This window comes from Marinobacter sp. JSM 1782161 (assembly GCF_011421605.1).
GTDB lineage: Bacteria > Pseudomonadota > Gammaproteobacteria > Pseudomonadales > Oleiphilaceae > Marinobacter_A > Marinobacter_A bohaiensis.
This window is the reverse complement of sequence record NZ_WSSA01000002.1, coordinates 154084-174201: the sequence shown is the minus strand read 5'-3', so window position 1 is coordinate 174201 and position 20118 is coordinate 154084. Positions and strand designations below refer to the sequence as shown.

17 protein-coding genes are annotated in these 20118 nt (G+C 61.0%); 6 read left to right on the top strand and 11 right to left on the bottom strand.

Translation table 11 applies throughout. From position 1 onward, the window contains the following. Nucleotides 1–28: 28 nt before the first annotated feature. The 9 genes from bamA to rpsB form a co-directional block, all read right to left on the bottom strand. Nucleotides 29–2347, bottom strand: a complete 2319-nt coding sequence (gene bamA / locus GQB00_RS00755; protein WP_165854895.1) for an outer membrane protein assembly factor BamA — start codon at nucleotides 2345–2347, stop codon at nucleotides 29–31. Between the two features lie 44 nt (nucleotides 2348–2391). Beyond that, complete coding sequence (gene rseP, locus GQB00_RS00750) at nucleotides 2392–3741, bottom strand: RIP metalloprotease RseP (protein ID WP_165854894.1); 1350 nt, start codon at nucleotides 3739–3741, stop codon at nucleotides 2392–2394. 56 nt (nucleotides 3742–3797) lie between these two features. Then, the gene (gene ispC / locus GQB00_RS00745) at nucleotides 3798–4994 is read right to left on the bottom strand and encodes a 1-deoxy-D-xylulose-5-phosphate reductoisomerase (protein WP_165854893.1); all 1197 of its coding nucleotides are present in this window, start codon (nucleotides 4992–4994) and stop codon (nucleotides 3798–3800) included. Between the two features lie 16 nt (nucleotides 4995–5010). Further along, nucleotides 5011–5853 (bottom strand): phosphatidate cytidylyltransferase, encoded by an 843-nt coding sequence (locus tag GQB00_RS00740; protein WP_165854892.1) that lies wholly within the window; start codon nucleotides 5851–5853, stop codon nucleotides 5011–5013. Nucleotides 5854–5874: 21 nt separating this feature from the next. Continuing rightward, nucleotides 5875–6657 (bottom strand): polyprenyl diphosphate synthase, encoded by a 783-nt coding sequence (uppS, locus tag GQB00_RS00735; protein WP_111496571.1) that lies wholly within the window; start codon nucleotides 6655–6657, stop codon nucleotides 5875–5877. 103 nt (nucleotides 6658–6760) lie between these two features. Then, nucleotides 6761–7318 carry a ribosome recycling factor gene (gene frr, locus GQB00_RS00730; RefSeq protein WP_111496572.1) on the bottom strand — a complete coding sequence of 186 codons (558 nt, stop codon included), beginning with the start codon at nucleotides 7316–7318 and terminating at the stop codon, nucleotides 6761–6763. A 64-nt stretch (nucleotides 7319–7382) separates the two neighbouring features. Then, nucleotides 7383–8111 (bottom strand): UMP kinase, encoded by a 729-nt coding sequence (gene pyrH / locus GQB00_RS00725; RefSeq protein WP_111496573.1) that lies wholly within the window; start codon nucleotides 8109–8111, stop codon nucleotides 7383–7385. 186 nt (nucleotides 8112–8297) lie between these two features. After that, complete coding sequence (tsf, locus tag GQB00_RS00720) at nucleotides 8298–9167, bottom strand: translation elongation factor Ts (RefSeq protein ID WP_165854891.1); 870 nt, start codon at nucleotides 9165–9167, stop codon at nucleotides 8298–8300. 186 nt (nucleotides 9168–9353) lie between these two features. Then, complete coding sequence (gene rpsB, locus GQB00_RS00715) at nucleotides 9354–10100, bottom strand: 30S ribosomal protein S2 (RefSeq protein WP_111496575.1); 747 nt, start codon at nucleotides 10098–10100, stop codon at nucleotides 9354–9356. A gap of 339 nt (nucleotides 10101–10439) precedes the next feature. Here rpsB and map point away from each other — a divergent pair, with 339 nt between their 5' ends. The 6 genes from map to dapE all read left to right on the top strand — a co-directional run bounded on the left by map (nucleotide 10440) and on the right by dapE (nucleotide 17854). Then, the gene (gene map, locus GQB00_RS00710; RefSeq protein ID WP_165854890.1) at nucleotides 10440–11210 is read left to right on the top strand and encodes a type I methionyl aminopeptidase; all 771 of its coding nucleotides are present in this window, start codon (nucleotides 10440–10442) and stop codon (nucleotides 11208–11210) included. Nucleotides 11211–11313: 103 nt separating this feature from the next. Then, entirely contained in the window at nucleotides 11314–13983 is a 2670-nt protein-coding gene (locus tag GQB00_RS00705; RefSeq protein ID WP_204355779.1) for a [protein-PII] uridylyltransferase, read from the top strand. A 19-nt stretch (nucleotides 13984–14002) separates the two neighbouring features. Next, on the top strand, nucleotides 14003–15199 hold the full coding sequence (dapC, locus tag GQB00_RS00700; RefSeq protein WP_165854889.1) for a succinyldiaminopimelate transaminase: 1197 nt from the start codon (nucleotides 14003–14005) through the stop codon (nucleotides 15197–15199). A gap of 2 nt (nucleotides 15200–15201) precedes the next feature. Beyond that, nucleotides 15202–15543, top strand: a complete 342-nt coding sequence (locus tag GQB00_RS00695) for an ArsC family reductase (protein WP_165854888.1) — start codon at nucleotides 15202–15204, stop codon at nucleotides 15541–15543. 86 nt (nucleotides 15544–15629) lie between these two features. After that, nucleotides 15630–16658, top strand: coding sequence for a 2,3,4,5-tetrahydropyridine-2,6-dicarboxylate N-succinyltransferase (gene dapD, locus GQB00_RS00690; protein WP_165854887.1), 1029 nt, complete (start codon nucleotides 15630–15632; stop codon nucleotides 16656–16658). Between the two features lie 62 nt (nucleotides 16659–16720). Then, a complete protein-coding gene (dapE, locus tag GQB00_RS00685) occupies nucleotides 16721–17854 on the top strand; it encodes a succinyl-diaminopimelate desuccinylase (RefSeq protein WP_111496580.1) in 1134 nt (377 codons plus the stop codon). A gap of 75 nt (nucleotides 17855–17929) precedes the next feature. Here the strand turns inward: dapE and GQB00_RS00680 are convergent, their stop codons facing one another. Beyond that, nucleotides 17930–19678, bottom strand: a complete 1749-nt coding sequence (locus GQB00_RS00680) for an ABC transporter substrate-binding protein (protein WP_111496581.1) — start codon at nucleotides 19676–19678, stop codon at nucleotides 17930–17932. A 161-nt stretch (nucleotides 19679–19839) separates the two neighbouring features. After that, nucleotides 19840–20115, bottom strand: a complete 276-nt coding sequence (locus GQB00_RS00675; RefSeq protein ID WP_204355780.1) for a DUF2160 domain-containing protein — start codon at nucleotides 20113–20115, stop codon at nucleotides 19840–19842. Nucleotides 20116–20118 lie beyond the last annotated feature (3 nt).

Genomic DNA, 20118 nt, shown 5'->3' with positions numbered 1-20118 from the left:
TTAAGCCGTGCCTGGAAACGGCGGCGGCCTAGAAACTTGAGCCCAGTGAGAACTGGAAAATCTCGGTTTCGTCGTCGTCGCCGGGATTAAGTGCTTCGCCGAGGCTGAATGCCAGGGGCCCAATCGCCGTGATCCACTGAAACCCAATACCCGCTGCGAAGCGCAGCTCGCCGGTTTCCGGGTCATAACCACGAGCGGTATCGAAGACCTGACCACCGTCAAGGAAGAACGCGGTCCGCATCGAGCGAGTATCGCCGGCAAACGGCGTCGGGAAGATCAACTCGACGCTGCCCTCGGTAAGCACGTTACCGCCAAACGGATCCGGATCCGAATCATCGCCGGCGGCGTTGGTTGCCAGGTTCCCCAGAGAGTTTGCCTCGTACCCACGGACTGAGCCGTACCCCCCGGCATAGTAGTTCTCATAGAACGGCAGCTCGCTGCTGTCGCCATAGCCATCGCCGTAGCCGATCTTGGTGCGGGTATGGAACACCCAGCTCTCGGCATCATTGAGCGGCTGGAAGAAGTTGGTCCGGTGCGTCAGCTTGTAATAGGTCTGGTCACTGCCCGGCACCGCGACGTCCAACGACAGCGAGTGGCTGAAACCATCCGTTGGCAGGACACCCCGGTTCAGCGAGTTGCGGCTCCATGACCCCGTCAGGTGGTAGGTATTGAAGGAGTCACCGTATTCGTCGATGAACTCCGTCACCTCCTGGGCCGGGAACTCGTCCAGCTTGATATTGGTTCGGGTATAGCCGACGCCGAAATTCAGACGCGTGATGCTGTCGATGGGGTAACCGAAGTCAAGGCTCGCACCGTATTCGTCAAGCAGGTACGAGGAAATGTCTTCCTCGTCGTAGTCCGTTTCGCGGGCATAGATGCTGAAGCCCCGGCTGACGCCATCGACCGTATAGTAAGGGTTGGTGTAGGAGAACTTCGCGCTCTTGACCGAGTCACTGTGGGTGGCGCCGATAGTCACCTCTTTACCGGTACCGAAGAAGTTGTTCTCCGACACGCTGGCACCGAGGATAACGCCCGAGCTCTGGGAATAACCGAGGGACGCTGACAGGCTGCCGGTGGGCTGCTCTTCGACCGTGTAGTTGACATCGATCTGATCGTCCTCGCCCGGAACGCGCACGGTCTCCACGTCGACCGTCTTGAAGAAGCCGAGCCGCTCGAGCTTGGTCTTGGAGTACTCGATCAGGTCGGTGGAGGCGACGCCGCCTTCCATCTGCACCATTTCACGGCGCAAGACCTCGTCCCGGGTCGAGACGTTGCCCTCGAAATTGATGCGCCGCACGTACGCCCGATTGCCCGGCTCAACATAAAAGGTGATCGCAGCGGTGTTGTCGTCCGACTTTTCAGGTCGGGCGTTCACGTTTGCGAAGGTGTAGCCCTCACGCCCCAGTCGCCGGGACAGCGCCTCGGAAGTACTGGTAACGAGCTGCTGGGAGTACACGTCGCCCGGTTTCATCTTGATCAGCTCACGCAGTTCGCTTTCCTTGAGGATCAGGTCGCCACGCAGATTGATCTCGGAGATGGTGTACTTCGGCCCTTCGTTGATCGACAGGGTGATGAAGACGTCTTTTTTGTCCGGGGAAATGGAAACCTGGCTGGATTCCACATTGAAGTCGAGATACCCCCGGTCGAAGTACCAGGAGCGCAGGGTTTCCAGGTCGCCGCTGAGGCGCTCCCGCGCGTACTTGTCGGAACTGGTAATGGAAGACCACCAGTCGGACGTCTCCAGCTCGAACTGGTCCAGCAGTTCCTCATCGGAAAAGGCGTCGTTGCCGATGATGTTAATGTGGCGGATCGAGGCGACACTGCCCTCATTGATGTCGAGTTTAACGGCAACCCGATTCCGCGGCAGTTCCTGCGCCGTCGCCTTGACCCGGGCGTTGTAGCGCCCCTGTGCCACATAGGAACGCAGAATCTCCAGTTCCAGGCGCTCCAGCGTCGCGCGCTTGAACACCTGCCCTTCCGTCAGCCCGGCACTGTTGAGCGCCTGCGTCAACATCTCGGTCTCGATGGCCTTATTGCCTTCAATATCGATAGAGCTGATGGCCGGCCGCTCCTGCACCGACAGCACCAGAACGTCCTCATCCCGGCTGGCACTCAGATCCGTAAACAGGCCGGTCTGAAACAGGTTCTTGATGGCATCCGCCAGAGTGACTTCATTGACCTGCTCACCGATGCTGACCGGAAAAGCCCCGAAGACGGTACCGGCGGATACCCGCTGCAAGCCTTCGACTTCGATATCGGAAACTACAAACTCATCGGCCAGAGCCGGCGGCAAAGAGCCTACTGTCGACATGAGGCCCAGAGCCACACTCAGAAGAGAACGTCTCATTCAGATTATTCGCCTGTTTATGCGCGTACGGAAGGTCGCAATTCTCACAACCGCATCAGGTCGTTGTAAAGAGCGAAGACCATCAATGTCAGAATCATTGCCATTCCTATTCTTACTCCGACTGCCTGAACGTGCTCCGAGAGCGGCTTCCGCCGAATAGCCTCCAGGCTGTAGAAGAGAATATGGCCCCCATCGAGGACGGGAACCGGCAAAAGGTTCAATACACCGAGACTGACGCTCAGGTATGCGAGAAAACGGATAAAATCCTCGAAACCGGAAGTCGCACTCGCCTCGGCAACGCGAGCAATCGTAATCGGACCGCTGAGATTATTCAAAGACAGCAGCCCGGTCACCATCTTCTTGATCGCGACCAGGGTCAAACGGGTATCGTCCCAGGTTTCCCCGACCGCGTTCGGAATCGCCGCCAGGATCCCGAGCCGGGTCTCCCGCAACATACTGTCAGGCCACTCAATTGGCGCCACGCCAGCGCCGATCAAGCCGATCTCACGGCCATCTTCGGTGGTCTGGCGCTTGGGTGTGACATTCAGGGTCCGGGTGGCACCGTCCCTCTGCACCGTCATGGTCAACGGCTGTTCGGGAGCCGCCTGGATGCGCTTGACCAGGGCAAACCAGTCGTCGATCCGCTCGCCGTTTACCGATATCACCTGATCTCCCGCCTGCAGACCGGCCGCCTGGGCACGACCGCCATCGACGATTTCGCCAATCTGGGCAGGCACCGCCGGGCGATATGGGGCGATGCCGAACAGATCAATCGGGTTGGGATCGTCGTCGCCGAGTCGCCAGCCCTGCAGCGATGCGGTGCGTTCGCTGAGACGGCCATCCTGGCTTACTTCCATGCGGATGGTGCCGTACTCGCCGGCCCTCTCGAGCAGGAGGCCGCCGATGTCACGCCAGTCGCTAACGGACTCGCCATCCACCGAGCGGATTTCCATACCCGAACTCAATCCCATGCGCTGGGCCACACTGTCCGGCTTAACCTCGCCCACCACCGGCGCCAGGCTGGTAAAGCCCACCACATTGAGCAGCCAGTACGCGAAAACAGCAAATATGAAATTCGCAGCCGGACCGGCGGCCGCTATCGCGATCCGCTTGCCGGGAGACTTGCGGGTAAAGGCTTTGTGCAGTTGGTCGTCCGGTACGGGCCCTTCCCGCTCATCGAGCATCTTGACGTAACCGCCCAGCGGAATGGCCGCCACCGCAAACTCGGTACCGTGACGGTCGTACCAGGAAAACATGGGCTTGCCGAACCCCACGGAAAAACGCAGAACGCGCACCCCGCAACGGCGGGCTACCCAGAAGTGGCCGTACTCATGAATGGTCACGAGTATGCCCAGAGTCACGATCAGCGCGAGGGCGGTTTGAATGAACTGCATGCTACTCCGACATCAGGTCGAAACAATAATCACTGGAAACGGTCATTGGGACCCGGTCAGCCCAAGCCCGACACTGAGACCGCGTGGTGGCGAATCTGTTCCGCAGACCGGGCGCGGGATTCTCGATCCTTCTCAAAAATAACCGGAAATTCGTCCGCCGGCACCGTCGCTATCGACGCCATGACGGACTCGATAACGGCGGGAATCCCGGTAAAACCCAGCTCGCCGCGCAGGAACGCCGCAACGGCTTCTTCGTTGGCGGCGTTCAGAACCGCCGGCGCGGTACCCCCCAGACGAAAGGCTTCCGATGCCAGACGCAGGCACGGGAACCGCTCCAGATCCGGCCGTTCGAAATGGAAGCGACCGATATCAAACAGGTTCAGGCTGTCGACGCCGGCATCGATGCGTTCCGGCCAGGCCAGGCCATTGGCGATCGGCGTGCGCATGTCCGGGCTGCCCAACTGGGCCAGCACCGAGCCATCCACGTACTCTACCATCGAATGGATGATGCTCTCCGGGTGCACGTGCACTTCCACCTGATCCGGCCGGGTATCGAACAGCCAGCAGGCTTCAATGAGTTCCAGGCCCTTGTTCATCAGGGTGGCGGAATCCACGGATATTTTCTGGCCCATGCTCCAGTTGGGATGGGCGCAGGCCTGGTCCGGCGTCACCTGCTGCAACGCTTCAGCCGAGGTTTCCCGGAACGGCCCTCCGGAGGCGGTCAGCAGGATTCGGCGCACACCGGCACCAGGCAGATCCCTGCTCTGCCCCGGCGGCAGACACTGGAAGATGGCATTGTGCTCCGAGTCAATGGGCAGCAGCTCGGCGCCGCTCTCGGCCACCGCGTCCATAAACAAACGGCCGGACATGACCAGGGCTTCCTTGTTGGCCAGCAGCACCCGCTTGCCCGAGCGTACCGCCGCCAATGTCGGCGCCAGCCCCGCGGCCCCGACGATAGCTGCCATAACCGTGTCACAGTCAGGCGACGAGGCGACAGCCTCCAGCCCTTCGGTCCCGGCCAGGACCTCGACGCCTGCCTCCTCGGGCAGGCGCTCGGCCAGCTCCAGCGCCGCAGACGGTTCCGCCATGACAGCGTAACGCGGCCGAAACCGCTGACACAGCGACAACATCGAATCCACCTGGCGACACGCGGTCAAGGCAAAGACGTCGAAGCGATCGGGATGACGGCCGATCACGTCCAACGTGTTCAGACCAATGGAGCCGGTCGCTCCAAGAACGGTTACGTGGCGCATCAATCCCCCTGCATCGTCATGCGAGCGGACTGACATGCAGCCAGCCCAGCAAGGTGATGCAAAGCGTAAAGACCGGAATGGCCGCAGTCAGGCTGTCAATCCGATCCATAATACCACCGTGGCCCGGCAGCAACTGACTGCTGTCCTTAATCCCCCGGAAACGCTTGAGCATGCTTTCCAGGAGGTCCCCCAGCACCGATACCGCGCCGGTGATCAGACTGACCAGAAGCAGTAACGCCGTATCCGCCGCATTGGTTCCTATGGCAAGACTGACCAGGACAGACAGCACGGCCACCGCGACCAACCCACCCCAGACGCCGGCCCAGGACTTGCCAGGACTGACTCGCGGAGCCAGTTTCGCCTTGCCGAAGGCGCGGCCGGCAAAGTACGCCCCGATATCAGCCACCCAGACCACACAGAACACGTAAAGCAGCAACAGGAGATTGTTGTCGATCGCCGCCAGGTGAAACGAGCCTGAGCGCAGGTGGTTGAGTCCGACCCAGGCTGGCACCAGCACCAACAACCCCATCAGCAGGCGGATCGGCGTTGCCTGCCAGCGCCCGGTCGTGGCCGGATAGGAACTCACCAGGAACAGGGCCAGTGCCCACCAGAGCACGGCCAGGACCAGTAGCGTGATGGCCGTGGTTTGCAGCAGGAAAAACAGAAGGATCGCCGTCAGAACAGCAAAGGCGATACGGAAACCACCCTGGGATACGCCGGCCATATTCGCCCACTCCCAGGCCCCCATCGATATGATCACTCCGGTAAAGATAGCGAAGCCCAGAGGAGGCAGGAAGAAAATACAGGCGATGGCGACCGGCGCCAGGATTAAAGCTGTGATAACACGTGTTTTGAGCACAACGGGGCTCGCTCTTCTTATTTATTCGGTGTCGGAGCCAGTCGCGGCCAGTTTATCGAGTTGATCGTCCGTCTGACCAAATCGACGCTTGCGCCCCGCGTAATCCTTGAGGGCGGCGAGCATTTCCTGCTCGTCGAAGTCAGGCCAGAACACGTTGGAAAAATGGAACTCAGTGTAAGCCAGATGCCACAGCAGGAAATTACTGACGCGCTGCTCACCGGCGGTTCGGATCAGCAAATCCGGCATTGGCAGGTCACCGAGACACAGGCGCTGCTGAAGGTGATCGTCGGTGATGTCGCCAGGCTGCAGCAGGCCATCACGGACCTCCTGAGCCAGCGAGCGTGCCGCCTGGGTAATGTCCCAGTGGCCACCGTAGTTGGCAGCGATCACCAGCGTCATGCCGTCGTTGTCTGCCGTCAGGGACTCGGCGCGGGCCATATGGTCGCGCAGAACGTCGCTGAAAGGAGAACGGTCACCGATGATCCGCAGACGGATATTATTGCGGTGCAGTTTCCTGACTTCCCGCTCCAGCGCCATCAGGAACAGACGCATCAGAGCGCTGACCTCGTCCTTGGGGCGGCGCCAGTTCTCGCTGCTGAACGCAAATAGCGTAAGGACCTCAACGCCGTTGCGGGCGCATGTTTCCACCGTTGACCGCACCGCATTGACACCGGCTTTATGGCCTGCCACGCCGGCCAACCGGCGGAGCTTGGCCCAGCGATTGTTTCCATCCATGATGATCGCGACATGCCGAGGGGTAGCCGATGCGGCCATCGGTATTTCGGCGGAGAGACTGTCCGTCATGCCTTCCTCTGAAACGTCACGGGGGCGTCAGAAAAGGAGTTCCCTTTCCTGACCGCCCCCGGATCTGTTGACTGGTCACTGATGCGCATGCGAAGTAAGCGGGTCAGACCGCCATCAAGTCTTCTTCTTTACCCTTCAGGATTTTCTCGACTTCGGCAATGTAGCGGTCGGTCAGCTTCTGGATTTCCTGCTCGCCGTTGCGCTCTTCGTCTTCAGTGATTTCCTTTTCCTTGAGCAGCTCTTTCAGGTCGCTGTTGGCATCACGGCGCGCATTACGGATGGCAACCCGTCCATGCTCGGCGTCGGCCTTGGCCTGCTTGACTAGCTCGCGGCGACTTTCTTCCGTCAGCATCGGCATGGGGACGCGGATCACGTCGCCGGTGCTGGCCGGGTTGAGGCCCAGATCAGACGTCATGATGGCCTTCTCGATCGCCGGAACCATGGATTTCTCCCACGGAGCGACGGCCAGTGTGCGGGAATCCTCAACGTTGACGGCGGCCACCTGCTTCAGCGGGGTTTCCTGGCCATAGTAGTTGACCATCACGCTGTCCAGGATGGCCGGATGGGCACGGCCGGTACGAATCTTGTTGAAAGCCGAATGCAGCGCGTCAAGGCTCTTCTTCATTCGCTTTTCGGCGTCTGACTTAATCTCGTTGATCACTTTGAATTCCTCAATTCAGTCCGTTGCCCGGAAAATGCTTCTCAAGACTGGCTGTCAGCCGGTCTTATTCGATCAGTGTACCTTCCGCCTCGCCCACGACGATACGGGTCAGTGCGCCCGGCTTGTTCATATTGAACACGCGCACCGGCATGCCCTCATCACGGCACAGGCAGATGGCCGTCAGGTCCATCACGCCCAGTTTCTTGTCCAGCACATCGTCGTAGGTCAGGCGTTCGTACTTTTCGGCCCCCGGATCCTTGACCGGATCCGCCGAGTAGACACCATCCACCTTGGTGGCCTTGAGCACCACATCGGCATCGATTTCGATACCACGCAGGCAGGCCGCCGAGTCCGTGGTGAAGAACGGGTTGCCGGTACCGGCACAGAAAATCACCACATCACCGTCTTTCAGGTCGCGAACGGCACGACGGCGGTCGTAATGTTCGACAATACCACTCATCGGGATGGCAGACATAACGCGCGTGCGGATATTTGAGCGCTCCAGCGCATCGCGCATGGCCAGACCGTTCATCATGGTGGCCAACATACCCATGTGGTCACCGGTGACACGGTCCATGCCGGCCGCACTCAGGGCGGCACCGCGGAACAGGTTGCCGCCGCCGATAACCAACCCCACCTGGACGCCGATACCGATCAACGCGCCGATCTCCAGCGCCATCCGATCCAACACTTTGGGATCGATCCCGAACTCCTGCTCACCCATCAGGGCTTCGCCACTGAGCTTGAGGAGGACGCGTTTGTACTTGGGCTGGGTCTGGGAGTGCTTCGGCATGATGAGGGATCCCCTTAACTGGCGTCCAGGCGGACAGTGATAGAGCAGATAGACGGCACACCTCCGGCCGGCAATCTGCAGCGGGAGGCGAGCATCACGTCAGGGTTGCATGCGGGGTAACCCGGAACCGGGCGACCCCGTATACAACCCGCGCCGCGCAGAGCGCGACGCGGATAACAAGCGGAATCAGGCCTTACCGGTACCTGCCGCGGCAGCCACTTCAGCCGCGAAATCCACTTCTTCTTTCTCGATGCCTTCGCCCACTTCCAGACGAACGAAACCGGACAGGTCAGCGCCAGCGGATTTCAGCAGCGCACCGACGGTCTGATCCGGATCCTTGACGAAAGGCTGTTCCACCAGGCTGTTTTCCTTGAGGAACTTGTTGATGCGACCGGTCATCATCTTCTCGACGATCTCGGCCGGCTTGCCTTCCATATCCGGCTGTGAACGGATGATGTCTTTCTCTTTCTCGACTTCATCCTGTGGCATTTCATCAGGCTTGCCGACGGTCGGATTAACAGCGGCAACGTGCATGGCAACATCGCGGGCCACTTCGGCGCTGCCGCCGGTCAGTGCAACGATGGAAGCAATCTTGTTGTTGCTGTGAACGTAACCGTCGACCACGTCGCCTTCCAGCTTGACGACACGACGCACGGTGATGTTTTCACCGATCTTCTGGACCAGCGCTTCACGCTTGCCTTCCAGATCACCTTCCATCAGCTTGGCGACGTCAGTCTCACCGCGCTCGACGGCAACGGCCAGTACGTCGTTGGCAAAGGACATGAAGTTGTCGTCACGAGCCACGAAGTCGGTTTCAGAGTTGACTTCCAGCAGCGTGGCGCTCTTGTTGTCGTCGGCAACGTGCAGAACGGCAACACCTTCAGCCGCGGTACGGCCGGCCTTCTTCGCCGCTTTCAGGCCGGAAGACTTGCGCAGCTCTTCGATTGCGTTGTCAACGCTGCCGTCAGCCTCAACCAGTGCCTTCTTGCACTCCATCATGCCCAGACCAGTGCGATCACGCAGCTCTTTGACCATTGCAGCGGTAATAGCAGCCATGTTCAATCCTCTCGTTTCTGTATCCAGAATGTGGCGCTCTGTGCGAAAGCGCCACCTCATCTATTCTTCCGAAACCGGACAGCGTGTTCGGCCCCGGACTACCGTTAACTGTGCAACCCTTACAAAAAAGGGGGACTCAGCCCCCCTTTCCTGATGCTGAATCAATGTCAGCCGATTGCTCCGCTGTTATTCAGCGGTTGAAGCGCTTTCTTCGTTATCGCTTACTTCGACGAACTCATCAGCGCCGGCGCCAGACTGGGAAGCTTCCACACAGGTGTCTGCAACCGCCTTGACGTAGATCTGGATCGCGCGGATCGCGTCGTCGTTGCCCGGGATAACGTAGTCGATGCCGTCCGGATCGCTGTTGGTATCGACAACACCGATAACCGGGATGCCCAGCTTGTTGGCTTCCTTGATGGCGATGCGCTCGTGATCAACGTCAATCACGAACAGAGCGTCCGGCAGGCCACCCATGTCCTTGATACCGCCGATGCTGCGCTCAAGCTTGTCCATCTCGCGAGTGCGCTCCAGCGCCTCTTTCTTGGTCAGCTTGTCGAAAGTACCGTCCTGGCTCTGGGTTTCCAGATCACGGTAGCGACGGATGGACTGACGGATGGTCTTGTAGTTGGTCAGCATGCCGCCCAACCAGCGATGGTTGACGTACGGCTGGCTGGCGCGCAGGGCTTCTTCCTTGATGATCTTGGAAGCGGCGCGCTTGGTGCCTACGAACAGAACCTTGTTCTTGCTCTCGGCCAGTTGCTGAACGAACTTCAGAGCTTCGTCCATGGCCGGAACGGTCTGTTCCAGGTTGATGATATGAATCTTGTTCCGGGCGCCGAAGATGAACTTCGACATTTTCGGGTTCCAGTAGCGAGTCTGGTGACCGAAGTGGGCGCCTGCCTTGAGCAGGTCACGCATGTTGACTTGTGCCATGGTTAATACCTTCTAGCGTTTGGGTTAGTCCTCCATGTGTCCAATTGCCCAACCCGGCGTTTCAGATTGTCCGGGCACCCTGGGTCAACGTGATGACACATGTGTGTTTTTGCCGGCCATCATTCGAACACAGGATTCGACGATGACGTTCAGCGGGCGCGTTTATACCATATTTCGCAGCCCAGACGCCACTTGTTTGTTACGTGCTTTCCGAAAATCAGGCACCTGGGACCGTCAGTATAGGTCACGTAAATAAGGGTGGTAGACGGGCCTGCCTTGTACCCTTTCGAGCACCTCCCTAAAATGGTCGCTTAATCAGCAGGAAGGATAGTCCCAGTCATGCAGGTAACGATCAAAACCCCTGAAGAAATCGAGAAGATGCGCGTCGCCGGACGCCTGGCCGCCGAAGTCCTGGAAATGATCGGCGACCACGTCAAGCCGGGCGTCACGACCGAGGAACTTGATCGCATCTGCCACGACCACATCGTCAACGTCCAGGATGCCATCCCGGCACCGCTGAACTACAAGGGCTTTCCCAAGTCGGTCTGTACGTCCGTCAACCATGTCGTCTGTCACGGTATCCCGAGCGAAAAGAAAGTGCTCAAGAGCGGGGACATCATGAACATCGACGTGACCGTTATTAAGGACGGCTATCACGGCGACACCAGCAAGATGTTCATCGTCGGCGACCCCAAGCCCGGCTCAGACCGCCTGATCCGCATCACACAGGAATGCCTCTATAAAGGGATCGAGCTGGTTCGTCCGGGGGCCCGCCTGGGCGACATCGGACACGTAATCCAGCAACACGCCGAGAAAAACCGTTATTCCGTGGTGCGTGAGTATTGCGGCCATGGCATCGGCAAGGGATTCCATGAAGAGCCCCAGGTGATGCACTATGGAAAACCCGGCACCGGCTTCGAATTGCAGGAAGGCATGACGTTCACCATCGAGCCGATGATCAATCAGGGTAAATTCCATTGTAAACTGCTGCCAGATGGCTGGACGGTGGTCACCAAGGATCACAAGCTGTCCGCTCAGTGGGAACACACCATTCTGGTGACCGCGGACGGCTACGAAATCCTTACCAAGCGTTCTGAAGAAACCTTCTAGACCTTGATGAGATTTGCCAGATTTTGAAGACACGCCGATCCCGCCTTCTCGATTCCCGGCCGGCTATGCCGGCCCAAGACCAGCCGCAGAGGCAATAACGACCATGGCAACAGCCAATGCCATCGACACCGTAAGCCTTGAAGCCCAGATTGCCGAAGCGCCCTCGCCTATCGGTCCGGCTCGCAAGGCCCTGAGCACCACCTTCGAGGCCCACGCGGAGGCGTTCCGTAATGGTGCCGACATCCGCGAGCTGGTGCTTGCCAGGGCGCTGGAAGTCGACCGCATCCTGGCGCTGCTCTGGAACCGCTACCCGTTCGCCCAATCCGGTGATATTGCCCTTGTGGCAGTCGGCGGCTATGGCCGCGGCGAGCTACACCCCCACTCGGACATCGATCTTCTGATCCTCACCCGGTACGACGTCCAGCCGGAATGGCAGGACGATCTCACCGCCTTTATTACGCTGCTGTGGGACCTGCGCCTGGACATCGGTCACAGTGTGCGCAGCCTGGAGCAAAGCATCGAGGCTGCGCAGTCGGACGTCACCATCCTGACCAACCTGCTGGAAACCCGCACCATCGCCGGCCCCGACAGCCTGCGCGCCGAGCTGTCCAGCCAGGTCTATTCGGACGACATCAGTGCCGACCGCGCCTACTTCATTGCCAAGCGCGACGAGCAACGTCGCCGTCACGAGAAATACGGCGACACAGAGTACAACCTGGAGCCCAACATCAAGGCGTCGCCGGGCGGGCTGCGGGACATCCAGACCATCGGCTGGATCACCAAGCGCCACTTCGGCCTGGAATCCATCGCCGACCTGACCCGCTTCAGCATCCTCACCGAGGAGGAGTACCAGATCATCCTCAGCGGAGAGAATTTCCTGTGGCGGCTGCGCTACGGCCTGCAGCTGATCGCGGGACGCAACGAAAACCGGCTGCTGTTCGATCACCAGCGCGCCCTGGCGGAACTGCTCGGCTATAAGGACCAGGACCGCAAGCTCGGCGTCGAGCGCATGATGCAGAAATATTACCGCACCGTGCTCGGACTCTCGGAGCTGGCCGACGTGATCCTGCAGTATTACGACGAAGCGATCCTGGGCTCCGACGGCGAGGACGATATCCGTCCGCTCAACAAGCGCTTCCAGATCCGCAACCGTTACATCGAGGCCGTTAACAACCAGGTCTTCGCCTACGCGCCCTATTCGTTGATGGAAATCTTCGTGCTGATGGCGCAGAACCCGGAAATCCGCGGCATCCGGGCCACCACCATCCGCTCGCTGCGGGCCCACCGTCACCTGATCGACGACGCCTTCCGCTCCGACCTCGCGGTCACGACCCTCTTTATGGAGCTGCTGCGCACGCCGCACGCGCTCGACCAGACCCTGTCGGCGATGAAGAAGTACAACGTGCTGGGCCGCTACCTGCCGGAGTTTGGCCAGATCATCGGCCAGATGCAGTACGACCTGTTCCACATCTACACCGTCGACGCCCATACCCTGCGGGTGATCCGCAATATGGCGCAGATGCGCACGGAAGAGGCTCGCTCGAACTTTCCACTGGCCTCGCGCCTGATCCATCGCCTGCCCAAGCTCGAAAACCTCTACATCGCCGGCCTCTATCACGATATCGCCAAAGGCCGCGGCGGCGACCATTCGGAGCTGGGCGCCGATGACGCCATCGATTTCTGCCAGCGCCACCACCTGAGTCAGCGCGACACCCAGCTAATCGCCTGGCTGGTGGAAAACCACCTGCTGATGTCGATGACCGCCCAGCGCAAGGACATCTCCGATCCGGACATCATCCACGCCTTCGCCCGCTCAGTACCCAGCCAGGTTCACCTGGATTATCTGTACGTACTGACCGTCTGCGACATCAGCGCGACCAACCCCAAACTGTGGAATACCTGGCGCGCCTCACTGCTGCGCCAGCTCTACATCGAGGCCAAAAGGGCCCTGCGCCGCGGCTCGGAAACGCCGGTGGACCGCAACGCCTGGATCAAGGCGACCCAGTCCGAGGCGCGGGAGATTCTGCTGGCCCAGAACATCACCGACCAGCAGATCGATGCCGTCTGGAACGCCATGGACGAGGATTACTTCCTCCAGGATTCCACGGTGGACATCGCCTGGCAGACGGCGGCCATCATCCGCCACGGCGACCACCCGGACCCGCTGGTCATGATCCGGGACACCCACGGCGGACCGACCGACGGCTTCTCCCAGATCGTCATCTACATGAAGGATCGGGCCGCCCTGTTCGCCGCAACCACGGCCGTACTGGAGCAGCTCAACCTGAACATCGTCGACGCCCGCATCAGCAGTGGCGAAGGTCCCTATTCGGTCAGCGCCTACGTCGTGCTGGACGAGCAGGGGCAGCCCCTGGGCAAAGACGAAGCCCGCAAGGCCCGTGTCAAGCAGCGCCTGATTGAGGAGCTGGACGACCCGGAAGACTACCCGGACATCATTCATCGCCGCACACCACGGCAGCTCAAGCATTTCTCCTTCCCGACCCAGGTGACCTTCTCCAACGACACGGTCAATCAGCGCACGGTGATGGAGCTGATTACACCGGACCGTCCGGGCCTGCTGGCACGTATCGGGCGCGTCCTGCTGGAGCACGACGTGCGACTGACCAACGCCAAGATCGCCACCCTGGGCGAACGCGTCGAGGACGTCTTTTTCGTCACCGACAGCAAGGGCGGTCCGCTCAGCGATCCGGCCCTGTGCGAAGCGCTGCAGGACGACCTCTGCCGCCAGCTGGACGAGAACGTCGGCGTCTAATCCACTCAGAGATCCAGACATGAACCCGAATCTAGATCGCCTACACCCTTACCCGTTTGAAAAACTGGCGGAGCTGAAAGCCGGCATTGAGCCACCGGCGCACCTGGCGCCCATCGCTCTGGGTATCGGCGAGCCCAAACATCCGGCGCCGGCATTCGTCAAACAGGTGGTCCGCGACAACCTGGACCGACTGGCCAATTACCCGACCACCAAAGGGATGGACGAGCTGCGCCAGGCCATCGCTGATTGGGCGACGACCCGCTTCCAGCTCAAGCCCGGCGCGCTCACCGCCGCGGATCATGTGATTCCGGTGAACGGCACCCGGGAAGCCATCTTTTCGCTGATCCAGGCCGTAATCGATCCCAAGCCGGACGCCACACTGGTGACGCCCAACCCCTTCTACCAGATCTACGAGGGCGCCGCGTTCCTCGCCGGCGCCACGCCGCACTACCTGCCGTGCGATGCGGACAACCATTTCATCCCGGATTTCGAGGCGGTACCGGCCGCCGACTGGGACCGCTGCCAGGTGCTGTTCCTGTGCTCACCGGGCAATCCCAGCGGTTCCGTGATCCCGCGCGACACGCTAAAGCGGCTGATCGAACTGGCGGACCGACACGACTTCCTGATCGCCTCGGACGAGTGTTATTCAGAGCTCTACCCGGACGAGAACAACCCGCCGGAAGGGTTGCTGCAGACCTGCGCCGCCATTGGGCGCGATGACTACGCACGCTGCATCGTATTCCACAGCCTGTCCAAGCGCAGCAACCTGCCGGGCCTCCGCTCGGGCTTCGTAGCCGGCGACGCCAGCGTCCTGGAGCAGTACCTGAGCTATCGCACCTATCACGGCAGCTCGATGCCGATCCAGCATCAACTGGCCAGCATCGCCGCCTGGCAGGACGAGGACCACGTGCGCGAGAACCGGGCCGCCTACCGCGAGAAATTCGACGCGGTCGTTCCCATTCTCGCTGACGTCATGCGGGTGTCCGCCCCCGATGCAGGCTTCTATCTTTGGCCGGAGACGCCGTTCGCCGACGATATTTTCGCCCGCGACCTGGCCGCCAGCCAGAACGTCCACGTTCTCCCCGGGCGCTATCTGTCGCGCACTATCGACGGCCATAACCCCGGCGAAAACCGGGTCCGCATGGCCCTGGTTGCACCGCTGGAGGAATGCATCGAGGCGGCGCAACGTATTCGAACGTTTATCAAGGAGCAGTAACCGTGGATATCTACGGCATCAAGAATTGCGACACGGTCAAGAAAGCCCTCAAGTGGCTGGACGCCGCCGACAAACCCTACACCTTCCATGACTATAAAAAGGAAGGCGTGGACCCCGAGCGCCTCGCCGCTTGGGAAAGCCAGGTCGGCTGGGAAGTCCTGCTCAACCGGCGCGGCACCACCTGGCGCAAGCTGCCGGACGAGGTCCGTGATAACATTGACCGGGATTCGGCGCTGACCGTGATGCAGGAGAATCCCTCCGCCATCAAACGCCCGGTGGTCGAGAACGGCGACCAGGTGCTGGTCGGCTTCAAGGCAGACGACTGGGAAGCCCAGCTCGGCTGAGGTCTGCCAGGAACAGATTCTGAGATTCAATGCGTGGCTGGCCAGGCCCGCCCAACACCAGATTGAGACCAAGGAGCACACCCCACATGAGTTTTGCATTCGGCATCGGTATCGGCACCCAGAACCTTAAAGGTGAATGGCTGGAGACCTTCTACCAGAAGCCGCTCTATATGCCGGAAGCCACATTGACCGAAATCGCCGGCAACACCCTCGGCTACAAGGGTGGCAACCAGGCTATCGAGGCCAGCCAGGAGCAACTGAAGACCTTCGCCGAAGCGCTGCGCAGCGCCGGCCTGGAGGATCAGGCCAAGCTGGCTGACAAGGCGGCGAAGAGCGAGCGCCCCGCGGTGGTGACGCTGCTGGAAACCGACGATACCGCCTCCAGCACGCCCGAGGTTTACCTCAAGCTGCACCTGATCTCCCACCGTCTGGTCAAGCCCCACGGCCTCAGGCTGGACGGTATCTTCGGCCTGCTGCCCAACGTGGCCTGGACCGACGAAGGCGCGATCGACCTGGACGAACTGCCGGAGCGCCAGATGGATGCCCGCATCGGCGGCCGCACGCTGGAAGTCAAATCCGTGGACAAGTTCCCGCAGATGACCGACTACGTGGTTCCGCGCGGTGTGCGCATCGCCGACACCGCCCGGGTTCGTCTGGGTGCCTACGTGGGCGAAGGCACCACCGTCATGCACGAGGGTTTCATCAACTTCAACGCGGGTACCGAAGGCACCAGCATGATCGAAGGCCGGATCTCCGCCGGCGTGATGATCGGCAAGGGCTCGGACCTGGGCGGCGGCTGCTCCACCATGGGCACCCTGTCCGGCGGCGGCAACATCATCATCTCCGTGGGTGAGAACTGCCTGATCGGCGCCAACGCCGGGATCGGTATCCCGCTGGGCGACCGCAATACCGTCGAGGCCGGACTCTACATCACCGCCGGCACCAAGGTGGCGGTCCTGGACGACAAGAACGAGATCGTCCAGACGGTGAAAGCGCGCGATCTGGCGAGCAAGACCGACCTGCTGTTCCGTCGTAATTCACAGAACGGCGCGGTTGAGTGCAAGACCAACAAAACGGCCATTGAGCTCAACGAAGATCTGCACGCCAACAACTGATCTGCCCCGGAGGGGCCTCGCAAGAGGCCCCTTGTCTTACCCTGCGAACACCGGAACCCCTCATGTCTCTCTCGCCAACCCTCGAACTCGCAATCGAACTGATCAGCAGACAATCCGTCACCCCGGACGACGCCGGCTGCCAGGACCTGATGATGGAGCACCTGGCGCCCCTGGGATTCAAGGGCGAATCGCTGCGCTTCGGTGACGTCGACAACCTCTGGGCCCGCCGGGGCACCGACGGCCCGGTGCTCGCCTTCGCCGGTCATACCGACGTGGTGCCGACCGGTCCCGAAAAGAACTGGGCGCACCCGCCGTTCGATCCCGCCATCCGGGACGGTTACCTGTACGGACGCGGCGCCGCCGACATGAAAGGCAGCGTGGCGGCCTTTGTCACCGCCTGCGAACGCTTCGTGGAGAAACACCCGGACCACAAGGGCTCGATCGCGCTGCTGATCACCAGTGACGAGGAGGGCCCTGCCCACGACGGCACGGTGAAGGTGGTGGAAACCCTGGAAGCCCGCAACGAGAAAATCGACTGGTGCCTGATTGGCGAGCCCTCCAGCACCCACGCCGTGGGGGACATCATCAAGAACGGCCGGCGCGGCTCGCTGCACGGCTACCTGACCGTACACGGCGTACAGGGCCACGTGGCCTACCCGCATCTGGCGGAGAACCCGGTGCACACCGCCGCGCCGGCCCTGGACGCCCTGGCCCGGACCCAATGGGATGAAGGCAACGAGTTCTTCCCCGCCACCACGTTCCAGATCACCAAGATCGAAGCGGGCACGGGAAGCAACGTCATTCCGGGTGAGCTGACGGTGCACTTCAACTTCCGCTACTGCACGGAAAACACCGCCGAAAGCCTGCAGCAGCGCGTGATCGGGATTCTCGACGAGCACGATTTGAAGTACGACCTGCAGTGGCACCTCAGCGGACGCCCGTTCCTCACCGATCGGGGCGCGCTGGTGGATGCCGCCAGCGACGCCATTGCCTCCGTTACCGGCCGCACCACCGAGCTGTCAACCTCAGGCGGCACCTCCGACGGGCGCTTTATTGCGCCGACCGGCGCACAGGTGGTGGAGCTGGGCCCGCTCAACGCCACGATCCACAAGATTGACGAGTGCGTGAAGGCCGAAGATCTGGACACGCTGTCGGCGATCTACGAAGAGATGCTGGTGCGCCTGCTCGCCCGCTGACACGCGCCCGAGCAGACGCTCACAAAAAAGCCCCGGCGATGTCCCGCCGGGGCTTTTGTCGTTCAGGAAGACGACCTAACCGTTCTCGGCCGCTTCCCAGCTCTTCAGCAGTTCCTCGTAGGGCACCGTCTCGCCCTGGGGCTTCTCGTTCTCCAGCTTGGGCTTAGGCGCACCTGGCTGCTCCAGCCAGTAGCTCGCTTCACGCGGCTCGTTCAGCTTGGGTCCACAGGTCGCCATCACCTTGGCCCGCTCCAGGCGCATCATGATGTTGTCCTGAGCATCGGCGAGACCGTCCAGCGCCTGCTGCGGGGTACGCTCACCGCTGGCCGCCTGGGAGATATACTGCCACCAGAGCTGGGCCAGTTTCGGGTAGTCAGGCACGTTGGTGCCGGTCGGGCTCCACTGCACTCGCGCGGGGCTGCGGTAGAACTCCACCAGACCGCCCAGCTTCGGCGCGGCTTCGGTCATGGCTTCGGAGTTGATATCCGACTCGCGGATCGGTGTCAGGCCCACCAGGGTCTTCTTCAGGGAGACGGTCTTGGCGGTGGTGAACTGCGCGTACAGCCAGGCGGCCAGACGACGTTTCTCCGGCGTGGACTTCATGAACGTCCACGAGCCCACGTCCTGGTAGCCCAGCTTCATGCCTTCCTGCCAGTACGGACCATGGGGCGACGGCGCCATGCGCCACTTGGGTGTGCCATCCTCGTTGACCACCGGCAGTCCGTCCTTGGTCATGCTGGAGGTGAACGCCGTGTACCAGAAGATCTGCTGGGCCACGTTGCCCTGCGCCGGCACCGGACCGGCCTCGGAGAAGGTCATGCCCTGCGCTTCGGGCGGCGCGTACTTGTCGAGCCAGTCCACGTACTTCTGGGTCGCGTAGACCGCCGCCGGTCCGTTGACCGCGCCGCCGCGCGTCACGCTGGAACCCACCGGGTGGCAATCCTCCACGCGAATCCCCCACTCGTCCACCGGCAGGCCGTTGGGCAGGCCCTTGTCGCCGGCACCGGCCATGGAGAACCAGGCATCGGTAAAGCGCCAGCCCAGTGACGGGTCCTTCTTGCCGTAATCCATGTGGCCATAGACCCGCTTGCCGTCAATCTCCTTGACGTGCTCGCTAAAGAATTCGGCGATGTCCTGATAGGCGGACCAGTTCACCGGCACACCCAACTCATAGCCGTAGAGATCCTTGAACTGTTTCTTCAGGTCCTCACGCTCGAACCAGTCCGCCCGGAACCAGTACAGGTTGGCAAACTGCTGATCCGGAAGCTGGTAGATCTTGCCGTCCGGCGCCGTGGTAAAGTCCAGGCCGATGAAATCGTCCAGGTCCAGCGTGGGCGAGGTGAAATCCTTGCCGTCACCTTCCATCATGTCCGTAATGGGGACTACCTTGCCGTAGCGGAAATGCGTGCCGATCAGGTCGGAGTCGTTGACGTAGCCGTCGTAGATATTGCGACCCGACTGCATCTGCGTCTGCAGCTTCTCGATGACGTCCCCTTCCTGGATCAGGTTGTGGGTCAGCTTGATCCCGGTAATCTGGGAAAACGCCTTCGCCAGCACGTTGGCCTCGTACTCGTGAGTCGCGATGGTTTCCGAGACCACATTGATCTCCATGCCCCGGAAAGGCTCGGCGGCCTTTGTAAACCAGGCCATTTCCTCAAGCTGTTCTTCCTTGGTCAGGGTGGACGGCTGGAACTCGTCCGTCACCCATTTCTCGGCGGCATCGGAATACTGGTCAGCGCCGGCCGACAGGCTGAACCCGAGACTGAATACCCCGACAGCGGTACTCAGCAGCAGGGCTCGCGGAGTCTTCTTGTTGTTTAACATAGCCAACCTCGTCTGCTCTTTTCAGAATCATCGACCCTTGGCGGAAGCCTTATGCTACAGGGAGTCGCTTCCGGTCGATCCCTTTCCCATCGGCGGCCGGAATACCGGCCACCCATCGAAAATCGCTTGTCGCACCGCCCGCTGGTGGGGCGGCACTGCCCTCACCCCCAGCGCAGAAGCACCGCCACCCAAACCACAGAAAGGACCAGGGCAATCCAGAGACTGGCCTCGGTCAGCCCCAGGAACAGCAGGTGGATATAGGCGCTGCTGAGCAACCCGATAAACAGGCGGTCGCCGCGAGTGGTGGCGATGGGCAGAAAACCCTTGCGCTCCACGCACGGTCTGGCCACTTCGAACACCGTCATCACCAGCAGGATCGCGGCAATGGTGGCGAAGAAAATGGCCGTGGGTATCGTCCACTGCATCCAGGCAATCATCAC